Source organism: Kitasatospora sp. NPDC022856 (assembly GCF_055561235.1).
In genome coordinates this window covers 19,458-38,198 of the sequence record NZ_JBVHHE010000028.1, presented here as the reverse complement: position 1 = coordinate 38,198, position 18,741 = coordinate 19,458, and the positions used below count along the sequence as shown (strand labels likewise).

Here is an 18,741-nt window from a genome sequence, read left to right as displayed (position 1 = left end):
GACCGGCGGCTGTGCGGTTCGGCGCGAGCAGGAGCCACGGGGTACCCGGGCGGTCGGCGGAGCGGCGGGCGTGGGTGACAACCGATTTTGTTCCGCTGCTGCTCATGATCGTGCGCCGCGATCAGCTTGGACTAGACCAGTGGTCACGTCAAGGAATTCGTGGAACTGCCGGTTCCGGGCGGGCCGGGTGGTTCGGCCCGCCCGGCCGAGGGGCGGCGCGGGCCGCCGGAAGATGCTGGACAACCCGAAGCGGTGGTCGCTAGGGTCCGAAGCGGAAGGGAGCAAACCGGCCGGCCGGGTCGGTGTCTCCGTCCTTCACCTCGGACCGGGGTCGACGTGGGCCGCCGCCCGATCGGTGGCCCCGCACCTCTGGAAGCCGGACCGAGGGCGAGGCCCACAGCCAGCCCCACCCTCCGCGGCGTCCCACCCTCCACCGGACTTCACGCCGCACCGCTCCCGCCTCGCGTTCCGCCGGGCCGGCCGCGTACGGCGGTCGACCGGGCCCGCCCGCACGTCCCCGAGCGATGCACCGCACCCCCGAGGCGCCCCACTGCCGTGGCGCCCGGCCGAGGACGCGGCAGCCCCACCGCATCACCGCACCGCACCACGCCGTCAACCGACCGCGCCGCTGACGCGGCGCAGCCCCGAGAGGCATAGGCATGGAACAACGTCGTGTCGGCTCCCTCCGGTTCCACGGGGACCGGACCGGGAGCGCCCCGATGACCTGGGGTCAGCGCGCCATCTGGAAGTCCATCCAGTGGCTCGACGAAGGCGCCCACTACTACAACATCCCCCGGGTCGTGTCCGCACCAACGAGTCTGACGCTCCATCAGATTGAAGACGCACTGGGCCGGTTGCTCTCGCGCCATGAGGCACTGCGCACCCGGTTCGAGCAGACCGGGCAGGGGCCGGTGCAGCACGTGTCGGCCTCCGGCGAGCTGGCCGTCCCCGTCCACGAGGCCCCGCCGGGCGAGGGCGCGACGGTCGCCGACGAGGTGTCCCGGGCGCTGGCGGCCGAACCCTTCCGGCACCGCGAGGAGTGGCCGTTCCGCTGCGCCGTGGTGACGGAGCAGGGCGAGCCGGTCCAGGTCGCGCTGGTCTTCTCGCACCTGGGCGTCGACTTCTGGGGCGTGCAGCAGGTCGAGCAGGACCTGCGCGACCTGCTCGCCGGGCAGGACCCGGAGCCGCCGGCCTGGCAGCCGCTGGACCAGGCGGGGTTCGAGACCGAGGGCCCGGGCGCCGCCCGCGGCGCCGCCTCGGTCGACTACTGGCGCCGGAGCCTCGCGGGCCTGCCGCCCACGATGTTCCCGGCCGCACGGTTCCCGCCGGTCGCGGGCGAGGCCTCCCCGGTCACGGACGCCGCCGAGCGGTTCGTCCGGCTGCGCATGGACTCGCCCGCCACAGCGGTGGCCGCCAGTGCGCTCGCCGACCGCTGCGGGGTCAGCACCGGTACCGTCCTGCTCGCCGGGACGGCCGCGCTGCTCGGCGCGTACACCGGGAACAGCACCGCCGTCCTGCAGTTGATCGCCGTCAACCGGCACGACGAGCGCAGCCGCCGTCTGGTGGCCGCGATGACCGCCAACGCGTTGTTCTCGCTGGACGTGGCCCGGCCGACCTTCGAGGAGGTCATCCGCGCCACCTTCCTCGCCGGCATGAACGCCTACCGTTTCGCGCAGTACGACCCGCTGGTGGTCGACGGGGTGATCGACGCGGCCCGGGAGGCGAGCGGCGGCGCCCTGCGGCTCGCGTCCTTCTTCAACGACGTCCGCCTGCACGACCGTTGGGAGCGGCTGCCGGCCACCGACGGCTCCGCGGAGCAGCTGCAGGCGCTCACCGGGAAGACCGAGGTCTCGCTGATCGGCACCTGGGAGCGCCAGGACGCCGACTTCTTCGTGCACACCACCTACGAGCCGGACACCTGCCTGCTGTACCTGATGGCCGACACCGCGCTGATCCCCCGTCCGGAGATCGAGCGCCTGCTGCGCGCCTTCGAGCGGCTACTCGTGGAGAGCGCGGCCGGCCTGCCGGGCCTGGACACCCTCCCGGTCGCCGGCTCCTGACCCGACCTCCCTCCCCACACCACCGAAGTACGCCCGGCCGAAGTACGCCCGGCGTAGGTCCGGTCACGCCCGAAGTACGTCCACGTACCTCGGACCGCGCCCGACGTTCGCCCAAGTACGCCCGGCCGAAGTACGCCCGAGTACGCCCGAGTACGCCCGAGTACGCCCGAAGTACCCCAGAAGCCATCCGTCGCACAGGAGCACGCACCCATGAGCAGCACCGCACCCGCCATCTGGGACGAGGAGGTCAGCGCCGCCGTCGAGCGCCTGACCACCGCCGCCGAGAACGAGTACTACAACCCGTACCAGACCTTCGACTGGCCGGAGAGCATCCCCGAGGGCGCCCTGTGGATGAGCGAGGACCTGATGACGGTCCACGGCACCGACGCGGCCGCCGAACTCACCCGCGAGCAGTACCTGACGCTGGCCAAGTGGGAGAGCGTCAACTTCTACAGCCTGAACGTGCACGGCATCCGCGAGCTGATGCAGGAGGTCGTGGCGCGCATCCACGCCCCGGGCTACGAGATCCCCACGCCGTTCTTCCACCACTTCCTGGGGGAGGAGAACGAACACATGTGGTTCTTCGCCGAGTTCTGCCTGCGCTACGGCGGGAAGCTCTACCCCAACCGGGCGATGAGCTTCGGCGACCGGAAGCACTCCGCGCTGTTCGACAACTTCATCGTGTTCAGCCGGATCCTGATCTTCGAGCAGATCGTGGACCACTTCAACAGCAAGATGGCCGGTGACACCGCGCTGCCGGAGACGATCCGGGCGATCAACCGGGTCCACCACCAGGACGAGTCCCGGCACATCGCGTTCGGCGCCCAGCTGGTCCGGGCGCTCTGGGACCGGCTGCGCGAGGCCGGCGACGAGCAGGAGCTGAGCGCCGCCCGGCAGTACATCGAGAAGTACATCAACGCCTCGATCCAGCAGCTCTACAGCGTGGACGTCTACCGGGACGCCGGCATCCCCGACCCGTTCGCCTTCCGCACCCGCCTGCTGGCCGACCCGGCCCGGGGGCCGGTCCACGACGCGATCGTCAGCCGCACCACCGCCTTCTACCGCCGGATCGGCGTGCTCGCACCGAAGGCCGCCTGAGCCCTCGGCCCCGCCGGGACCACCGGCACACGAGAACCGCCAGAACCACCGGAACCACCAGCCCTCCGGCCCCATCCACGAGAACGAGGTACCGCTCGCATGACATCGACCGTAGAGCCCGCCGCCGTCCGGCTGCGCGACCCCGGCCCCGGCCTGGTCGCCCTCGACCCCGACCGGGCCGCGCTGCTGCTGGAGCTCGACGCGCTCTTCACCGGCCTGGCCGACCAGGTCGCCGCGCCCGCCGTGGTGGGCCCGCCGCTGCTGCCCGTCGAGGGCCTGGCCAAGCTCGACTACTTCCGGAACTTCCCCCACCTCGGGGTGCTCGCGGCCCGCCTGTCCGAGCAGGCCGTCGACGAGCTGGCGGCCGGTGCGGAGGCCGGCCGGCAGCCCGTCGAGCCCACCGGCTACGTGCTGCCCTCGGCCACCTGCTACGGCGTGCTGCTCTCGCTGGAGGGCCAGGAGGTCGGCGAGGAGCTGCGGCTGACCGCCGTCGGCCGCTGCTTCCGCAACGAGGACCACTACGACGGCCTGCGCCGGCTCTGGGGCTTCCACATGCGCGAGGTCGTGTACTTCGGCTCGGCCGACGGTGCCCGCGACCACCTCGCCACCTCCCGGGTCTTCGTCGAGGAGCTGGCCGGGCGCCTCGGCGTCGAGCTGTCGTACCAGCCCGCCAACGACCCGTTCTACGACCGGACCGGCTCCCGGGCGAAGCTGATGGCCCTGGACCCGGTGAAGTACGAGTTCGTCGCCACCGACGGCACCGCGATCGCCTCGGTCAACCGCCACCGCAACTTCTTCGGCGAGCGGCTCGGCATCACCTCGGGCGGCGAGACCGCGCACAGCAGCTGCACCGCGTTCGGCGTCGAGCGCTGGGTGCACGCGATGCTCCTCGCCCACGGCACCGCCGAGAAGGCCCTGGCCCGGGTGCGCGATGTCCGCGCCTGACACCGGGGAGCGGGCCCGGGTGCTCGCCGCGGCCGAGCGCGGCGCCGCCGCCCTCGGCGTGGAGTTCCCCCTGGTGCAGGCCGGTATGGGCGGCATCGCCGGACCGGCCCTGGCGGCCGCCGTCAGCGAGGCGGGCGCGCTGGGCACGGTCGCGCTCTACAAGGGCGACCGGGCGCTGGCCGTCGAGCTGATCGGCGACACCGCCCGCCGCACGGCGCGCACCTTCGGCGTCAATCTGATCCCCGAGGTGTCGGGCCGGCTGCTCCCGGAGCAGATCGGCGCGCTGATCGAGGCGGCCGACCGGCAGCTCGTGCTCAACAGCTACGGCCTGCCGCCGGAGGCCGAGGCCCGCCGGGTGCTCGACGCCGGCCACCGGCTGGTCGTCCAGGTCGGCACGCCCGAGGACGCGGCCGCCGCCGCGGCGTTGGGCGCCCACGCCGTCGTGCTGCAGGGCACCGAGGCCGGCGGCCACCACCTCGGCACCCGGCCGCTCGCCGAGCTGCTGGCCGCCTACGACCAGGAGCCGCCCGCGCTGGCGTCCGGCGCCGTCACCGACGGCGCCGGCCTGCTGGCCGCGCTCCGGGCCGGGGCGAGCGGGGCGCTGTGCGGCACGGTCTTCGTGACCACCGCGGAGTCCGCCGCGCACGACGACTACAAGACGGCCGTCGTCGCGGCGACCGGCGCGGACACCCTGATCACCGACCGCTTCTCGATCGGCTGGCCCGGCCGTCCGCACCGGGTCCTGCGCGGGCCGGTCACCGATTCGCCCGAGCCGCCGCCGGCCACCCTGATCGCCTGGACCACCGTGATGGGGGTCCGCCGTCCGGTGCCGCGCGGCTCCGCGGCCGCCCCCACCGTCGAGGCCGAGGGCCGGATCGACGCCATGGCCCGCTACGCCGGCCTCGGCAGCGGGCGGATCACGGCCGTCGAGCCCGCCGGGCGGGTGGTCGCCCGGCTCCGCGAGGAGTTCCGGGCCGCCCTCGCCGGCGACGCCGCCCTCACCGGCGACGCGGTCCCCGACTCCCTCCGACCCTCCGAAAGGACGTGACCCCATGGCCCTGGACCTCGGACTGACCCAGGTCAGCCAGCTGGCGTTCGGCTACTGGCACTCCCAGGTACTGATCGCCGCGGTCGAGCTCGCGGTGTTCGACGCACTCGCCGACGGCCCGCTGGGCGTCGACGAGGTCGCCGAGCGCTGCGCCGTCCCCGCGGACTCCGCGCTGCGGCTGCTCGACGCCGCGACCGCCCTGCGGCTGCTGACCCGGGACCCCGACGGCGGGTACCGCAACACCCGCACCGCCGAGCGCCTGCTCACCACCGGCTCGCCGGAGTCGCTGGTGCGCTGGGTCCGGGTGATGGGCCGCTGGTACCAGCCCTGGGGCCGGCTCGGCCAGGCCCTGGAGCAGGGCCGCGCGGTCGAGGACCGCAGCGGCCGGCTCACCGACGACCCGGCGTACGTCGAGGACTTCATCCTCGGCATGCACGAGTACAACTCCCGGACGGCGGAGGCCGTCGCCCGGGCGCTGCCGCCCGAGGACGCCCGGCGGCTGATCGACGTCGGCGGCGGCGCGGGCAGCTACAGCATCGCGTTCTGCCGGGTCTGGGAGGGGCTGCGGGCCGAGGTGGTCGACCTCGCGCCGGTGGCCGAGCTGGCGGGCAAGGTGATCGGCGAGGCCGGTCTGGCCGACCGGATCACCGCCCGGACCGGCGACTACTACCGGGACGCCTTCGGCACCGACGCCGACGTCGTGCTGCTCTCCAACGTGCTGCACCAGGAGAGCCCGGAGAACTGCCTCTCCATCCTGCGGCGTTCGGCGGCGGCGCTGCGCACCGGCGGCCGGGTCCTGGTGCACGGCCACTTCCTGGAGGAGTCCCGCACCGCGCCGGTCTTCACCACCCTGCACAACCTCTCCGCCCTCGCCCTCTGGAGCGGCGGCCGCAGCTACACCACCGCCGAGATGGCGGAGTTGATGACGGCGGCCGGGCTGTCGGACATCGAGGTGCTGCCCACCGCCGAGCAGTCGGCCCGCCTCCTGGTGGGCCGCGCCGGGGGCACCACCGCCTGAGCGCCGCCCGTACCGCCCGCCCGTCCTACCGCCTGCCGGGCCGGCGCCGTCCCCGCGGACTCCGTCACGGACGCGTCGCCGGCGCACCTTCGAAACCTCCCAGGAGCTGTCATGCAGCAGATCATCGAGTGGATCAACGCCAAGAACCCCGAGCTGGACCGGGAGATCGACCGCGAGGAGGACCTCATCGAGGGCCGCCTCATCGACTCCCTGGACTTCCTTGAGTTCATCTACCTGCTGGAGAGCATCTCCGGCCGCACCATCGACCTCCAGGAAGTCAGCGTCGACGACTTCCGCACGGTCGAGCGGATCGAGCAGCGCTTCCTCGCCGACCTGATCGAGGCGGCATGACGACGGCCGACCCGCACCTCGCCCCGCACCCGGCGTCCTCCGCCCTGGTCACCATCGACCTGCAGCGGGACTTCCTCTCCGAAAGCCCCTACGGCATCCCCGGCACGACCGAGGTGCTGCCGCAGGTACGCCGGACGGTCGAGGCCTTCCGCGCCGCCGGCCGCCCGGTGGTCCACGTCGTCCGGCTGTACGAGAAGGGCGGCGGCAACGCCGACCTGGTCCGCCGGACGCTGCTGGCCTCCGGCACCGACCTGGTCTCGCCCGGCTCCGAGGGGAGCGGGCTCGCCCCGGCGCTCGCCCCGCTCGGCGCGCCCCCGCTCGACCCCGAGCTCCTGCTGGCCGGGCGGGCCCAGGAGTTGGGTCCGAGCGAGTACGCGATCTTCAAACCGCGCTGGGGCGCGTTCTACCGGACGCCCCTGCAGGAGCTGCTGGAGGGGCACGGCGTGGACACCGTCGTCCTCGTCGGCTGCAACTTCCCGAACTGCCCCCGGGCTACCCTGATCCAGGCCAGCGAGCGGGACTACCGGGTGGTGGCCGTGCCCGACGCGATCTCCCGCACCAGCGAGCAGGGGCTGGTCGAGGTCGCCGGGCTCGGTGTCCAACTGCTCGACACCGCCGAGCTGCTGGCGCGGTTCGGGTTCCCGGCGCCCGAGGAGGGCTGACGCCCGCGGGTGGTCGGAGCGGGCCGCCCCGGTCCGCTCCGACCACCCGCACGGGCGCCTCCTGCGGCTTCGCGGTCCCGCTCGCCGGCGGACTCGCGGACACCCCGGGCCGGACCCGCGGCCGAGCGGCGAACCCCCGTACGGGCAAGGCCCGGCCGTCACCCGGACAGCGGTACCGCGGCCGCCGCCACGCCCTGCGGTGCCGTCCGTATCCGCCCCATCCGACATCCCCGCAGATGCCCGTTCCGGCCCGAAGTGCCCGTGTTGACCGGCCAGTAACCCCCTCCTATGCTCGACCGCGTTCGTGATCCGGCACCGGGGCCGGGGCCGCCGAGGCCGCCCGGCCGGAGCCGACCCCGGCTCGAAGGGCTCCTGCCATCAGCACCTCCGCCGCATCCCCGGACAGCGGGCGGGACACCGCCGCCCAGGCCGCCGCCGACCGTGCCGCCAGGCCCACCGGCCGCCGCCGCTTCCTCACCTATCTGCTGGCCGCCCCCACCCTCACCGTCGCCGCCCGGGCCGGACTCGACGCCGCCGCACCCGCCACCGCCCACGCCGCCGCCGAACAGGCCGCCGAGGCACCGCAGTTGCTCGGTCTGCCCGGCATCCCCGACATCCTGGACCTCGGCGACGCGCTGATCGTGGCCGGACTGCCCACCGCCCACCTGCTGGTCCTGGAGATCACCCCCGGCGGTCGCGCCGCGCTCCACCTCCCCCGGCTGGAGGTCGGCCAGGGCCTCACCACCACCATCGCGATGCTCGTCGCCGACGAACTCGACGCCCGGCTCGGCGATGTCGACGTCCCGCTCTCCGACGGCCGCCCCGACCTGCTGTTCAACCAGCTCACCGGCGCCTCCAACTCGGTGCGCTCGCTGTACGACCCGGTCCGCGCGGCGGCCGCCGCCGCCCGTGCCCGGCTGGTCACCGCCGCCGCCCGCCGCTGGTCGCTGCCGGCCGACACGCTGCGCACCGCCGACTCCGCCGTCCTCGCCCCCGACGGCCGTCGGGCCGGTTACGGCGAACTCGCCGCCGAGGCAGCCGCCGTGGCCGTCCCGGCCGTGCCCGCCACCCCGAAGCCGGCCGACCAGCAGCGCCTGGTGGGCCGGCGGACCGGGCGGATCGACGCCCGGTCCATCGTCACCGGCCGCGCGAAGTACGCCGGCGACCTCGCCGTCCCCGGCGCGGTGCCGACCGTGGTCGCCCGCCCGACCACCATCAACGGCACCCTCAAGTCCCTGGACGCCTCGGCCGCCCGCACCATGCCCGGCGTCCTCGGCGTGGTGCGGATCCCGAGCGGCGTGGCCGTCCTGGCAGAAACCTTCGACCAGGCGCTCAAGGCCCGCGACGCGCTCCGCACGTCCTGGAACCCCGGTCCGGTCGCGGCGCTCTCCGACGCCGACATCCGGGCCCGACTCCGCGCCGCCCACGCCCCGTTCCTCGTCCCGCCGCTGCTCACCCAGTACGTGGACGGCGAGTTCGACTTCGCCTTCGTCAACCACGCCCCCATGGAGGTGCTGACCGCCGTCGCCGACGTGCGCCCCCACCGGGCCGAGATCTGGTTCGCGTCGCAGACCCCGATCGTGGCCCAGCAGACGATCGCCGCCGAACTCGGCCTGCCGCAGGACGCCGTCACCGTCCATGTGGTGCGCGGCGGCGGCTCGTTCGGCCGGCGGCTGTTCTTCGACGCCGCACTGGAGGCCGCCCAGATCTCCCGGGCGGCGGGCCGCCCGGTCAAGCTGATGTGGACCCGCAACGACGACATGCGCCACGGCCGGATGCGCCCCGCCAGCCACCATCGGGTGCGCGCCACCTACGGCCTGGGGCAGGTGCTCAGCTACGAACACCGGGTCGCCACCGTGCGGACCGACTTCCGGCACGGCCTCGGCGAGGCGCTCACCGCCGCCGGGTTCAACCTCTCGGTGGCCGGGATCAGCCTCGCCCAGGCCTTCTTCCTGCTCAGTGAGAAGAACCCGTACAACGTCGGCGTCCCGACCCAGTTGCTCTCCGAGGTGCCGCTGGAGGTGCCCACCGGCAGCTGGCGCTCGGTCTACTCGGGCACCGTCCGGGTCGCCGACGAGATCATGATGGACGAACTGGCCCGGCGGCTCGGCCAGGACCAGGTCGCCTTCCGCCGGGCCCGGCTGCGCGACGCCCAGGGCCGGGCCGTCCTGGACAAGGTCGCCCAGGCCGGCCGGTGGGGCCGCCCGATGCCCGCCGGCCAGGCCCAGGGCATCGGCTACCACGACGAGAACGGCGGCCGGGTCGCCTACCTGGTCGAGCTGGACGCCTCCGACCCCCGCCGGCCGCGGGTCACCCGGGCGGTGATCGCCGCCGACGTGGGCCGCGTGATCAACCCCAGTGGTCTGGAGGCCCAGTTGACGGGCGCGCTGATCGACGGCATCTCGGTGATCCTCCGGGCCGGCAACCACATCGACCACGGCGCCGTCCGCGAGGGCAGCTTCTCGGACTTCCGCTACGCCCGGCAGCGGGACACTCCGCCCTCGGTCGAGATCCACCTGCTGCCGCCGAGCGGTCCACCCGGCGGCGCGGGCGAGCTGGGCGTCCCGGCGGCCTCGGCCGCGGTCGCCAACGCCTACGCCCGCGCGACCGGAACCGCCCCGCGCTCCTTCCCGCTCGACTTCTGAACCCGCCGCCCGCACTCCCCCGGTGGCCCCGGTCCGCCGCCGCCACCGACCTCTTCGAAGGGCCCGACTCCCCATGCCCAGCCACACCTTCGTCCTCAACGGGCAGCCGGTCACCGTCGAGGCGCCGGACGACATGCCACTGCTCTGGGTGCTGCGCGACAAGCTCGGCGTCACCGGCCCCAAGTACGGCTGCGGGGTCGGCGTCTGCCGCGCCTGCACCAGCCACCTGGACGGCGAGGAGTTCCAGCCGTGCACGGCGGCGGTCAAGGACTGCGCCGGACGGACGGTCACCACCATCGAGGGCCTCGCCGACGGCGAGGTCCTGCATCCCGTCCAGGAGGCCTGGCTGGAGTGCGACGTCGCCCAGTGCGGCTTCTGCCAGCCCGGCCAGATCATGACGGCCGTCGCCCTGCTGCGCCGCACCCCGGCGCCGACCGACGCCGACATCGACGGGATCCAGAACATCTGCCGCTGCGGCACCTACCCGCGGATCCGCGAGGCGATCAAGAAGGCCGCCGCCGCCCAGGCGGCGCCGGCACCCACGGCGACGACCGGTTTCGCACCCGGACTCGTACCCGTGTTCACCACCCCGGCCACGGCCGGGCCCGCACCGCGCCCCACGCCCTGATCCCGGCCCGGGACGGACCGGCGACACCGCTGCCGAACCGGAACGTCTCGGCCCGGCCCGTGCCGACAACGGTGGCCGCGCCCTTGCCCGAATGGGCCCGCACCAGCGAGATCACCGTCCATCGCCGGGGTTCGGCCGCCATTCCGCTTCGAGGATGCCGAACATCTCGGAGTCCCGCCAGCCGTCCCGGATCAGCGCGGTGTGCCGATGCCGCCCTTCGTACGTCATGCCGAGCCCGGCCAGCAACCGGGCCGACGCGAGGTTGCGGGGGTCACAGGTCGCGTAGATCCGGTGGAGCCCCAACTCCCCGAACCCGCGCGACAGTAGCTCCCGTCCGATCGCCGTGCCCACGCCACGCCCCCAGGCCCTCGGGTGCACGATGTAGGCGATTTCGCCCTGCCGATGGCGACGGCTGCGAATGTGCAGCTCGCCCATGCCGACGAGTTCGCCCTCGAAGCGGGCGACGTAGACGTATCGCTGCTGACGGGCGTGCGACCAGGCGTCGACGGCGGTCTGCACGAACGCGCGCGTCTGGTCCTCGGTGTTCGGCCCCCAGGCCTGGTAGCGACAAGCCTCCTCAAGGCCGGCCCCGGGAGTGCACGGCCTGCCGGTCGTCGAGCACGGGCTTGCGCAAAGTCACCGCGGATCGGGTCATCAGCGGATCCTGCCGGATTCCGTACGGGTGGGAGCCGGAGCCGGTTGGTCCGGGCGCCGGCCACCGGCGACCGGCCACCCCGCCCGCGGCTCAGCGGGCCTCAGGGTCCCGGCCGAAGAAGGCGGCCAACCGGTCGTAGACCGGAGCGTCCTCGGGGGCGGCCACCTCGGGGCCGAAGGAGTGGTGCTCCTCCTCGCTGCCCCGGTACTCGGGGCGCAGCGCGCCGCGCCCCCAGTCGAGCGCGGCCCGCCCGACCTCCTGGTCCAGGCCGGCCGTGGACTGGCCGGTGGAGCGGGCCACGTCCCAGCCGTGCACGGCGAACTCGGCGATCTGCTGGTCCAGCGGGAAGCGGGCGGGCAGGTGCTTCCCCCCGGGGAGTTCGATGACGCCGTCCAGGTCGCCGGCCGCGCGCCAGGCGGCCACCAGCTCTTCGGCGCCGGCCTCGAAGGCGTGCAGCCAGTCGCCCTCGACCCGGTCGAAGGGCCGTGACCAGTCCGGGTCGCCGCCCTCGGCCCGGAGGGTGAACTGCCGTAGGTCGAACAGGAGGTGGCTGACGAGCTGGGTGACGTCCCAGGAGCGGCAGGTGCTCGGGTGGATGCCCTGCTCGGCACCGATGCCGTCGATCAGCCCGGCGGTCTGGGCGAGGGCCCGGGCGAGCAGGTCGATCGGGTCTTCCGTTGCGGTCATGGCACACCTCTTCGATTCGGGGCGGGCGGTCGGACCGGCCGATCGTAAGCGGGGGGACCGACACCGGCCCGGCGCAACACCGCGCCGGGCCGCCCGTCGCCCCCGTTCGACCGGCCCGCCGACCGCTCGCCCTGAACGGGCCGGACCACGCCGGGCCACGCCGGGCCACGCCCGATCAGGCCCGACCGGACCGGACCACGCCCGATCAGGCGGCGAGGCCGCCGTCCACGGCGATCTCGGCGCCGGTGATGTACCGGCCGTCCTCACCGACGAGGTGCGCGATGGTGGCCGCGACGTCCTCGACCCGGCCGTAGCTGCCGAGTGCCGTCAGCCCGCGCTGGAACTCCGCCGACGGACCGTCCGCCGGGTTCAGCTCGGTGTCGATCGGGCCGGGGTGGACGACGTTCGCGGTGATCCCCCGCGGGCCCAGCTCGCGCGAGAGCGCCTTGGTGAGACCGATCATGGCGGCCTTGCTCGTCCCGTAGAGCGTGGCACCGGGGAAGGCCACGTGCTTCGCGACGCAGCTGCCGATCGTGACGATCCGCCCGCCCTCGGCCAGGTGGGCCGAGGCCGCCTGGGCGTAGAGGAACGGCGCCCGGACGTTCACCTCCAGCACCCGGTCCACGTCGTCGAGCGTGAGCTCCTCGATCGGGCCGAGCACGCCGACGCCGGCGTTGTTGACCAGGATGTCGAGCCGCCCGAAGCGCTCGGCCACGGCCTCGACCACGGCCCGGACGGCCTGCGGGTCGGCACTGTCCGCCCGGACGGCCCAGCCGCGCCGGCCCATGCCGGTGATCTTGACCGCGACCGCCTCGGCCCGCTCCGCACTGCCCTGGTAGGTGACCACGACGTCGGCGCCGTCCTCGGCCGGCCGCAGGGCCACCGCCTCCCCGATCCCCCGGCTGCCGCCGGTCACCAGGGCCACCTTGCCGTCGAGCTTCGCAAGCTGGGTCATCGTCATATCGTCAGAACTCCTTGACTCGTTCGCGGACATGACTCAATCCTCGACCGGCGCCGCCCACGAGTCCGGCGGTATTCGGACGTCGCGTTCAATCTTCAACAATCGGCTGTTCCCGGTGGTACGAGGCCACCGCGGGCTGGCCGGTCCAGTTCGGACCGGCCGCCGGGTCAGCCCCCAGGTACCCGAACGGCAGGCGCACGGTCCGCCCACCGTCCAGCACCAGCAGGTGCCGCCGGGCCCGGTACTCGAACCCAGCCGCGCGCAACGCCGTCAGGACGGCGCGCGCGGCGCTCGATCCGTCCGCCCGGCGCACCGAATCCGGGTCGAAGTGCGCGGCGAACCGCCCGTCCGGCACCAGCCGGGCCGCCGCACGGGCGATCGCACCGAGCTGGTCGCCGAGGTAGTGCAGTCCGTGCACACAGGTGATCAGGTCGTAGGCGCGCTCCGGCACCCAGTCCGCCACCGCCGCCGTCACCAGCTCCAGCCGAGCCGCACCCGCCGGCAGGGCGGCCGGCGGGGCCGACGGGCCCACCAGGTCGACACCGGTCAGCACGCTCGCGGTCGGCAGCCGGTGGGCGGCCTCGACGAGCGCCCGCCCCTCCCCGCTGCACAGGTCCAGCCAGCTGGGGGCGCCGCAGCGGCCGCCCAGCCACCCGGCCGGGTCGAAGCCCAGCTCCCGGGTGTAGCTGTTGACGCCGCTGAGCCCTCGCTCGCGGTTCATGGTGTTGTTGGCGACCACGTCCGAGCTGGTCAACTCGCCGTCACCGATCAGTCGGGGCATGGCGTCGACCCTACCGACGCGCCCGAGCGGCCGCCCCTGGACGGGGCGGCCGCTCGGTGCGAGGTGCGGGGCGGGCGTCAGACGCTGAGGGTCTGACCCGGGAAGATGAGGTCCGGGTTGCCGCCGATCGCCTTGACGTTCTTGGCGTGCAGGCTCGCGGTGTCGGTGCTGAACTTGGCCGCGATGTCGCTCAGGGTGTCGCCGCTCTTGACGGTGTAGCTGCCGCCGGAGCCGTTCCGGTCGGCGGCGGCCGGCTTGGCCGGCTTGGCGGTGTCCTGGGACTTCCAGGACTGGGTCTTCTGCGACTTCTGGGCCTGGTCGCCCTGCGCGGCCTTGCCCGGGGCCTGCTTCGCCTGCGGGGTCTGCGCGGGCTTGGCGGGCTTGGCCGGCTGCTGCGCCTTGGGGGCGGCCTGGGCGGCGGTGTCGACGGCCGCCGGGGCGCCGCCCTTGGCCAGACCGGCCTTCGCCGAGCAGACCGGCCAGGCGCCGGGACCCTGCGAGGCGAGCACCTTCTCGGCGACCGAGATCTGCTGCGCCTTGGTGGCCTGGTTGGCCTGCGAGGCGTAGGCGGTACCGCCGTACGCGGCCCAGGTGGACGGGGTGAACTGCAGTCCGCCGGAGAAGCCGTTGCCGGTGCTGATGCTCCAGTTGCCACCGCTCTCGCACTGGGCGACGGCGTCCCAGGTCGAGGTGGACGCGGCAGAGGCCGAGGTGGCCGTGACGAGGCCGGCCACCGGGAGGGCCGCGACGGCCCCGCCGACCAGCACCAGACGGGCACGGCTGCGGCGCTTCCCGGCGGTGGTGGTGTTGGTGGTGGCAGCGGCGGTCTCGTTACGGATCGTCATGAAAGTCCTCTCGACAAGCCCCGGGCGGGCAGGCGGAACCAGACCCTTGGCAGGGCCTTCGCGCTCACCTCACTCGACGGGCGGCCGGGCACGTGTCGGACGTGCCGCGCCGCCCCGGCCACCCTCGCTCGCCGACGGCCTGTTCGAGCCGGTCGCGTCAACGGGCACGGCCCTCGCGCCGGGGGTCAGTCGGCGGGCTGTGCGTCGGGGGTGAACCCGGGTGGTGCTCGTTGCACCGCCAATGAAGCTACGGCCCCACCCGGGGCGGCTTCAAGCAATTCTTGGACGCCGCAGGTCAGTTGACTGTTACCGGCGGTATCGATCATGAAACTGTGCCCGAAATTTACGTGTTTGACCGCATTTCCAAGATCGAATGATCAATTTCCGTGCCATCGCTCACACCTGCCCATCTGTGAGGCCTCCCACGCCGTCGACCCAGAGCGATGGCGGGTCGACGGACCGTCACCACCGCCACCGGAGTTCCCGGTTCCGCGGGCCGCCCCCGTGGCGTCGCCCACACCTGTCACTCAGCGTGGCCACGCCATGCGCAGCGCGTAGCACACGACCAGTCCGTACCCGACGCAGTAGCTGAGCGCCCGGGCCCGCGGCGAGAGTCGCGCGCCCACGGAGACGCCCACCGCCGCCAGCCCCTGCTGCCAGAGCAGCGAGGCCACCAGCACCCCGGCGACGAAGGCCGCGCCACCCGGGCCGCCCCGCGGGCCGCTACCGCCCGTGACCAGGGCGGCGAAGTAGAGCGCGGTGGTCGGATTCACCGCGGTCAGGGCGGTGAACCGCAGGAAAGCCCGGACCGGAGGGCCCGCCGGCCCCGCCCCACCCACGCCCGCCGCGCCCACGAAGGCCCCGCCGCCCCGGCCCGCCCTGCCGCCCCGGTTCGCCCTGCCCGGGCCCGCCGGCCCGCCCGGTGCCCGCCGCAGCCCGAGCAGCCCCCGGACCGCCACCACCATCAGCACCACCGCCGAGCCGATCCGGGCCCAGGACTCCCAGTCGGCGGAGGTAGATGCCCATCGGGAGCCGAGCGCCGTGGCGAGCGCCGCGTACGCCGCGTCCACGCAGGCCACCGCGCACGCCGCACTCACCGCGGCCGCGCGCCCGCGCCGCCCCTCTTCCAGCAGCAGCACCCCGACCGCCCCCAGCGGCACCGCCACGCCCAGCCCCGCCCCGACGCCCGCCAGCGCCGCCGCCGCGGGCCCCGCCGCGGCCGCCACGGCCTGGATCGGGTCCGTCGCCGTCACCCCGGCCCCGAGGGCCGTCCCGAAAGTCATGGCGCCACCGTGGCCCACCCGCCGCGACAACGGCGGCCGGAAACCGGCCAGGGCCGCGACAATCGCGGTATGGATGCCCTCGACAGCGAAATCATCGGCGAACTGCGCGCGGACGCGCGGATCTCCTACCGCGACCTCGGCGCCCGGGTGGGCCTGAGTGCCAACGCGACGGCCGACCGGGTCCGCCGGCTGGTCCGCAGCGGTGTGATCCGGGGCTTCACCGCCCTGGTCGACCCGGCCGCCGACACCGCCCGTCCGGGCCTGACCGTCTTCGTCGACGTCCGGCTGCGCCCGGAGACGGACAGCGACGCCTTCGAGACCACCGCGCTACGACTGCCCGGCGTCACCGAGGCCGCCCATGTCACCGGCGAGTACGACTACCTGCTGCGCGCCCGGGTGGCCGACGCCGCCGGACTCGACCAGCTGCTGCGCCGGCTGAAGCACGAGGCGGGTGTCGCCCACTCCAACACCCGGCTCGCCCTGCGGATCGCCACCCGCTGACCGGGAACCCGGCACCGGGCACCCGGCCGGGTCAGATCCCGCCACCCAGCCCCGCGTCGCGCGCCAGCAGCGCCGCCTGCACCCGGTTCTCGCAGCCCAGCTTGGCCAGGATCCGGCTGACGTACGTCTTCACCGTCGCCTCGCTCATGTGGATCCGGGCGCCGGCGTCGGCGTTGGAGAGCCCCTCGCCCAGCAGGGCCAGCACCTCCAGCTCGCGCGCGGTCAGCACCTCCAGCCGCTGCCGGGCGGACGCGCCCCGGGCCGCGGCCGGGCCGCTGCGGGCGCCGGCCAGCGAGTCCACGATGTACCTGGTCGCGGCGGGAGAGAGGAAGGCGTTGCCGGTGGCGGCGGCGCGGACGGCCTGGATCAGCTCGGCCGGCGCGGTGTCCTTGAGCAGGAACCCGGCCCCGCCCTCCGTGACGGCGCGCAGGACGTTGTCGCGCTCCCCGAAGGTGGTGAGGATCAGCGCCCGCGCGCCGGGCACCACCCGGCGCAGCTCGCCGAGGGCGGTCAGCCCGTCCATGACCGGCATCTGGATGTCCAGCAGGACGACGTCGACCCGGTGGGCCAGCGCGAGGTCGAGGGCCTGCCGGCCGTCCGCGGCCTCGGCGACCACGTCGATGTCGTCGGCGGAGGACAGGATCATCCTGATCCCGGCCCGGATGAGCGGCTCGTCGTCGGCGACGAGGACTCGGATCACTGCTGGTCATCCCCTCGATGTGGTGCGGGTGGCGCTGCTCGCCACCATCCTCACATCTCGCGGGCCGACCGGTCACCGGCCCGGGCGGCCCCGGTGGCGAGGCGTCAGGACCGGGCCGGGTAGTGCTGCTTCTCCAGCAGCACGCCGTCCTTGAAGCAGAACCGCGCCACCTCCTCCTCGCTCCCCAGGCCGCCCGTGGTCCCGTAGACGAAGTAGCGGCAGGAGGAACCGGCCGGCGGGGTCGGGCCGCTGCCCTCGTAGTCCTGGGTGAAGAGGCTGTTGCCGATCGGGAGGCGGCCCCCCACCTCGGCCTCGGGAGTGCCCTCCTGGAGCGAGTCGTACAGCCCGCGCGGCACGGTCGCGTCGCCCGCGGCGCCGATGAAGGCCACCACACCCCAGACCAGCAGGCCGAGCACGGTGAGCAGCACCACCACCCCGCCGACCGCGCAGCCGATCGCCGGGCTGCGCCGCCGCCGGTCGCCGGACCCGCTCCCGACCTCCGGCAGCACGTCCCGCACCCAGGCCTCCTCCTCCCCGGCCGCGCCCGGGGCGGCGGCCGGATCGCCGCCGGCCCCCTCGTAGGGGAGCACCGCGGCGAGCCGGAACCCGGCCTCGGCGGTCGGCCCGGCGTGCACCATCCCGCCGACCAGCCGGGCCCGCTCACGCAGTCCGGTCAGCCCCTGACCGCCGCTGACCGGCGCGACCCGGCCACCCGCCGGCACTTCGGCCGGCTCCGGGGCGCGGGGGTTGGCCACCTCGACCACCAGGGCGTCCGGCTCGTAGCGCAGCGCCACCGAGATGGGCGCGCCGGGGGCGTGCTTGTGCGCGTTGGTGAGCGCCTCCTGGACGATCCGGTACGCGGCCTGGCCGACGCTGGCGGCCGCGGGTCGGCGCTCGCCGTCCTCGCCGAAGGAGACCGTCGTCCCGGCCGCCCGGGAGGACTCGACCAGCTTCTCGATGCCCTCCGTGCCACCGGTGCGCACGGTGGCGCCGGCCGGCCCGCCGACCGGGGCCGGCTCCCGGGCGCTCGACTCGTCGTGCAGCACGCCGACCACCTCGCGCAGCTCGCGCATCGCGGTGACGGCGGCCAGCCGCAGCACGCCGACCGCCTCCCGCTGCCGGTCGGACAGGGTGCGGTCGACCTCCAGCGCGCCGGAGTGGACGGAGATCAGGGCGAGCTGGTGGCCCAGGCTGTCGTGCATGTCCTGGGCTATCCGGTGCCGCTCGCGCAGCCTGGCCTGGTGCGCCACCATGGCACGCTCGCGCAGCAGCTGCTCGTTGCGCTCGCGCAGCGCGTCCAGCAGTGCCCGGCGCTGGGCCCGGTAGCGGCCCCAGAGCGCGGGCAGCACGGCGATCAGCAGGAACCCGCCCAGCGAGAGCCCGATCGTCAGCTTGATCGGCGTCGACCCGGCCTCCTTCACGGCGCTGACGGCCGTCGTCAGCAGGAAGGCACCGGCGAACGAGCCGGCCAGCACGCCGACCCGCTTCACCCGGGCGCCGGCCGACCAGCCGGCGAAGACCAGCAGCGGCAGTGTCCCGCCGAACCAGCCGCAGGCGCCGGCCGCGAGCAGCAGCACGGTCGAGGGCAGGGCGCGCCGGAGCAGGAAGAGCACGGCCGCGCCGAGGCCGACGACCGGCCAGAGGCAGGTGTGGGAGACCATCTCGATCAGCGCCGCGAGCGCGCCCACCAGCAGCGCGCCGACGGCCTCCCGGGCCACCGTCCAGGGCCGCCAGGGCCCGGGCAGCGCCGCTCGTACCGCCCTCGACCAGGCCTTCGCTATCGCGTCCACGCCGCGAGGTTAGCGAAGCGGCCCGCCCGGGCACCGCCACCGTTCGTCGTTGCCCGCCCCGACGAAAGTCGCGGGCTCCGTCG

General features: G+C 74.5%; 17 protein-coding genes and 1 pseudogene. 10 read left to right on the top strand and 8 right to left on the bottom strand.

Features of this window, described 5'->3' with window-relative positions; translation table 11 throughout:
- Positions 1-719: 719 nt before the first annotated feature.
- From ACZ34W_RS28875 to ACZ34W_RS28835, 9 genes and pseudogenes are all read left to right on the top strand, one after another.
- Complete coding sequence (locus ACZ34W_RS28875; protein ID WP_465608235.1) at positions 720-2,060, top strand: condensation domain-containing protein; 1,341 nt, start codon at positions 720-722, stop codon at positions 2,058-2,060.
- Between the two features lie 210 nt (positions 2,061-2,270).
- Positions 2,271-3,158: a diiron oxygenase gene (locus ACZ34W_RS28870; protein WP_465608233.1), complete on the top strand. Its 888-nt coding sequence runs from the start codon at positions 2,271-2,273 to the stop codon at positions 3,156-3,158.
- A gap of 99 nt (positions 3,159-3,257) precedes the next feature.
- Positions 3,258-4,103 carry an aminoacyl--tRNA ligase-related protein gene (locus ACZ34W_RS28865; protein ID WP_465608231.1) on the top strand — a complete coding sequence of 282 codons (846 nt, stop codon included), beginning with the start codon at positions 3,258-3,260 and terminating at the stop codon, positions 4,101-4,103.
- Positions 4,090-5,151, top strand: a complete 1,062-nt coding sequence (locus ACZ34W_RS28860; protein ID WP_465608229.1) for an NAD(P)H-dependent flavin oxidoreductase — start codon at positions 4,090-4,092, stop codon at positions 5,149-5,151. The genes ACZ34W_RS28865 and ACZ34W_RS28860 overlap by 14 nt, the downstream gene beginning before the upstream one ends.
- Before the next feature lie 4 nt (positions 5,152-5,155).
- Positions 5,156-6,169, top strand: a complete 1,014-nt coding sequence (locus ACZ34W_RS28855; protein ID WP_329491119.1) for a class I SAM-dependent methyltransferase — start codon at positions 5,156-5,158, stop codon at positions 6,167-6,169.
- Between the two features lie 111 nt (positions 6,170-6,280).
- Entirely contained in the window at positions 6,281-6,520 is a 240-nt protein-coding gene (locus ACZ34W_RS28850; protein ID WP_329491118.1) for an acyl carrier protein, read from the top strand.
- Positions 6,517-7,182 (top strand): cysteine hydrolase family protein, encoded by a 666-nt coding sequence (locus ACZ34W_RS28845; RefSeq protein WP_465608227.1) that lies wholly within the window; start codon positions 6,517-6,519, stop codon positions 7,180-7,182. The genes ACZ34W_RS28850 and ACZ34W_RS28845 overlap by 4 nt, the downstream gene beginning before the upstream one ends.
- A 587-nt stretch (positions 7,183-7,769) precedes the next feature.
- Entirely contained in the window at positions 7,770-9,827 is a 2,058-nt protein-coding gene (locus tag ACZ34W_RS28840) for a xanthine dehydrogenase family protein molybdopterin-binding subunit (RefSeq protein ID WP_329491116.1), read from the top strand.
- A gap of 73 nt (positions 9,828-9,900) precedes the next feature.
- Positions 9,901-10,347, top strand: a pseudogene (locus ACZ34W_RS28835) ((2Fe-2S)-binding protein); the annotation flags it as partial.
- A 219-nt stretch (positions 10,348-10,566) separates the two neighbouring features.
- Here ACZ34W_RS28835 and ACZ34W_RS28830 read toward each other — a convergent pair.
- From ACZ34W_RS28830 to ACZ34W_RS28805, 6 genes are all read right to left on the bottom strand, one after another.
- The gene (locus ACZ34W_RS28830; protein WP_465608225.1) at positions 10,567-10,974 is read right to left on the bottom strand and encodes a GNAT family N-acetyltransferase; all 408 of its coding nucleotides are present in this window, start codon (positions 10,972-10,974) and stop codon (positions 10,567-10,569) included.
- A gap of 226 nt (positions 10,975-11,200) precedes the next feature.
- The gene (locus ACZ34W_RS28825) at positions 11,201-11,797 is read right to left on the bottom strand and encodes a TIGR03086 family metal-binding protein (protein WP_465608223.1); all 597 of its coding nucleotides are present in this window, start codon (positions 11,795-11,797) and stop codon (positions 11,201-11,203) included.
- 205 nt (positions 11,798-12,002) lie between these two features.
- Positions 12,003-12,752: an SDR family NAD(P)-dependent oxidoreductase gene (locus ACZ34W_RS28820; protein WP_465608221.1), complete on the bottom strand. Its 750-nt coding sequence runs from the start codon at positions 12,750-12,752 to the stop codon at positions 12,003-12,005.
- Positions 12,753-12,846: 94 nt separating this feature from the next.
- Positions 12,847-13,539 (bottom strand): class I SAM-dependent methyltransferase, encoded by a 693-nt coding sequence (locus ACZ34W_RS28815; protein WP_465608219.1) that lies wholly within the window; start codon positions 13,537-13,539, stop codon positions 12,847-12,849.
- Between the two features lie 77 nt (positions 13,540-13,616).
- A complete protein-coding gene (locus ACZ34W_RS28810) occupies positions 13,617-14,384 on the bottom strand; it encodes a LysM peptidoglycan-binding domain-containing protein (protein WP_329491111.1) in 768 nt (255 codons plus the stop codon).
- 527 nt (positions 14,385-14,911) lie between these two features.
- A complete protein-coding gene (locus ACZ34W_RS28805; RefSeq protein WP_465608216.1) occupies positions 14,912-15,667 on the bottom strand; it encodes a LysE family transporter in 756 nt (251 codons plus the stop codon).
- 69 nt (positions 15,668-15,736) lie between these two features.
- Here ACZ34W_RS28805 and ACZ34W_RS28800 point away from each other — a divergent pair, with 69 nt between their 5' ends.
- The gene (locus tag ACZ34W_RS28800) at positions 15,737-16,168 is read left to right on the top strand and encodes an Lrp/AsnC family transcriptional regulator (RefSeq protein WP_329491109.1); all 432 of its coding nucleotides are present in this window, start codon (positions 15,737-15,739) and stop codon (positions 16,166-16,168) included.
- Between the two features lie 31 nt (positions 16,169-16,199).
- On the opposite strand, the gene ACZ34W_RS28795 is transcribed toward ACZ34W_RS28800, so the two are convergent.
- The gene (locus ACZ34W_RS28795) at positions 16,200-16,868 is read right to left on the bottom strand and encodes a response regulator transcription factor (RefSeq protein WP_329491108.1); all 669 of its coding nucleotides are present in this window, start codon (positions 16,866-16,868) and stop codon (positions 16,200-16,202) included.
- Positions 16,869-16,972: 104 nt separating this feature from the next.
- Positions 16,973-18,658, bottom strand: a complete 1,686-nt coding sequence (locus ACZ34W_RS28790) for a histidine kinase (RefSeq protein WP_329491107.1) — start codon at positions 18,656-18,658, stop codon at positions 16,973-16,975.
- Positions 18,659-18,741 lie beyond the last annotated feature (83 nt).

What these genes read in the sequence shown, in the direction of transcription:
- ACZ34W_RS28875 (WP_465608235.1), top strand. Translation starts at nt 720, where the DNA reads ATGACCTGGGGTCAGCGCGCCATCTGGAAGTCCATCCAGTGGCTCGAC.
- ACZ34W_RS28870 (WP_465608233.1), top strand. Translation starts at nt 2,271, where the DNA reads ATGAGCAGCACCGCACCCGCCATCTGGGACGAGGAGGTCAGCGCCGCC.
- ACZ34W_RS28865 (WP_465608231.1), top strand. Translation starts at nt 3,258, where the DNA reads ATGACATCGACCGTAGAGCCCGCCGCCGTCCGGCTGCGCGACCCCGGC.
- ACZ34W_RS28860 (WP_465608229.1), top strand. Translation starts at nt 4,090, where the DNA reads ATGTCCGCGCCTGACACCGGGGAGCGGGCCCGGGTGCTCGCCGCGGCC.
- ACZ34W_RS28855 (WP_329491119.1), top strand. Translation starts at nt 5,156, where the DNA reads ATGGCCCTGGACCTCGGACTGACCCAGGTCAGCCAGCTGGCGTTCGGC.
- ACZ34W_RS28850 (WP_329491118.1), top strand. Translation starts at nt 6,281, where the DNA reads ATGCAGCAGATCATCGAGTGGATCAACGCCAAGAACCCCGAGCTGGAC.
- ACZ34W_RS28845 (WP_465608227.1), top strand. Translation starts at nt 6,517, where the DNA reads ATGACGACGGCCGACCCGCACCTCGCCCCGCACCCGGCGTCCTCCGCC.
- ACZ34W_RS28825 (WP_465608223.1), bottom strand. Translation starts at nt 11,797, where the DNA reads ATGACCGCAACGGAAGACCCGATCGACCTGCTCGCCCGGGCCCTCGCC.
- ACZ34W_RS28820 (WP_465608221.1), bottom strand. Translation starts at nt 12,752, where the DNA reads ATGACCCAGCTTGCGAAGCTCGACGGCAAGGTGGCCCTGGTGACCGGC.
- ACZ34W_RS28815 (WP_465608219.1), bottom strand. Translation starts at nt 13,539, where the DNA reads ATGCCCCGACTGATCGGTGACGGCGAGTTGACCAGCTCGGACGTGGTC.
- ACZ34W_RS28810 (WP_329491111.1), bottom strand. Translation starts at nt 14,384, where the DNA reads ATGACGATCCGTAACGAGACCGCCGCTGCCACCACCAACACCACCACC.
- ACZ34W_RS28805 (WP_465608216.1), bottom strand. Translation starts at nt 15,667, where the DNA reads ATGACTTTCGGGACGGCCCTCGGGGCCGGGGTGACGGCGACGGACCCG.
- ACZ34W_RS28800 (WP_329491109.1), top strand. Translation starts at nt 15,737, where the DNA reads ATGGATGCCCTCGACAGCGAAATCATCGGCGAACTGCGCGCGGACGCG.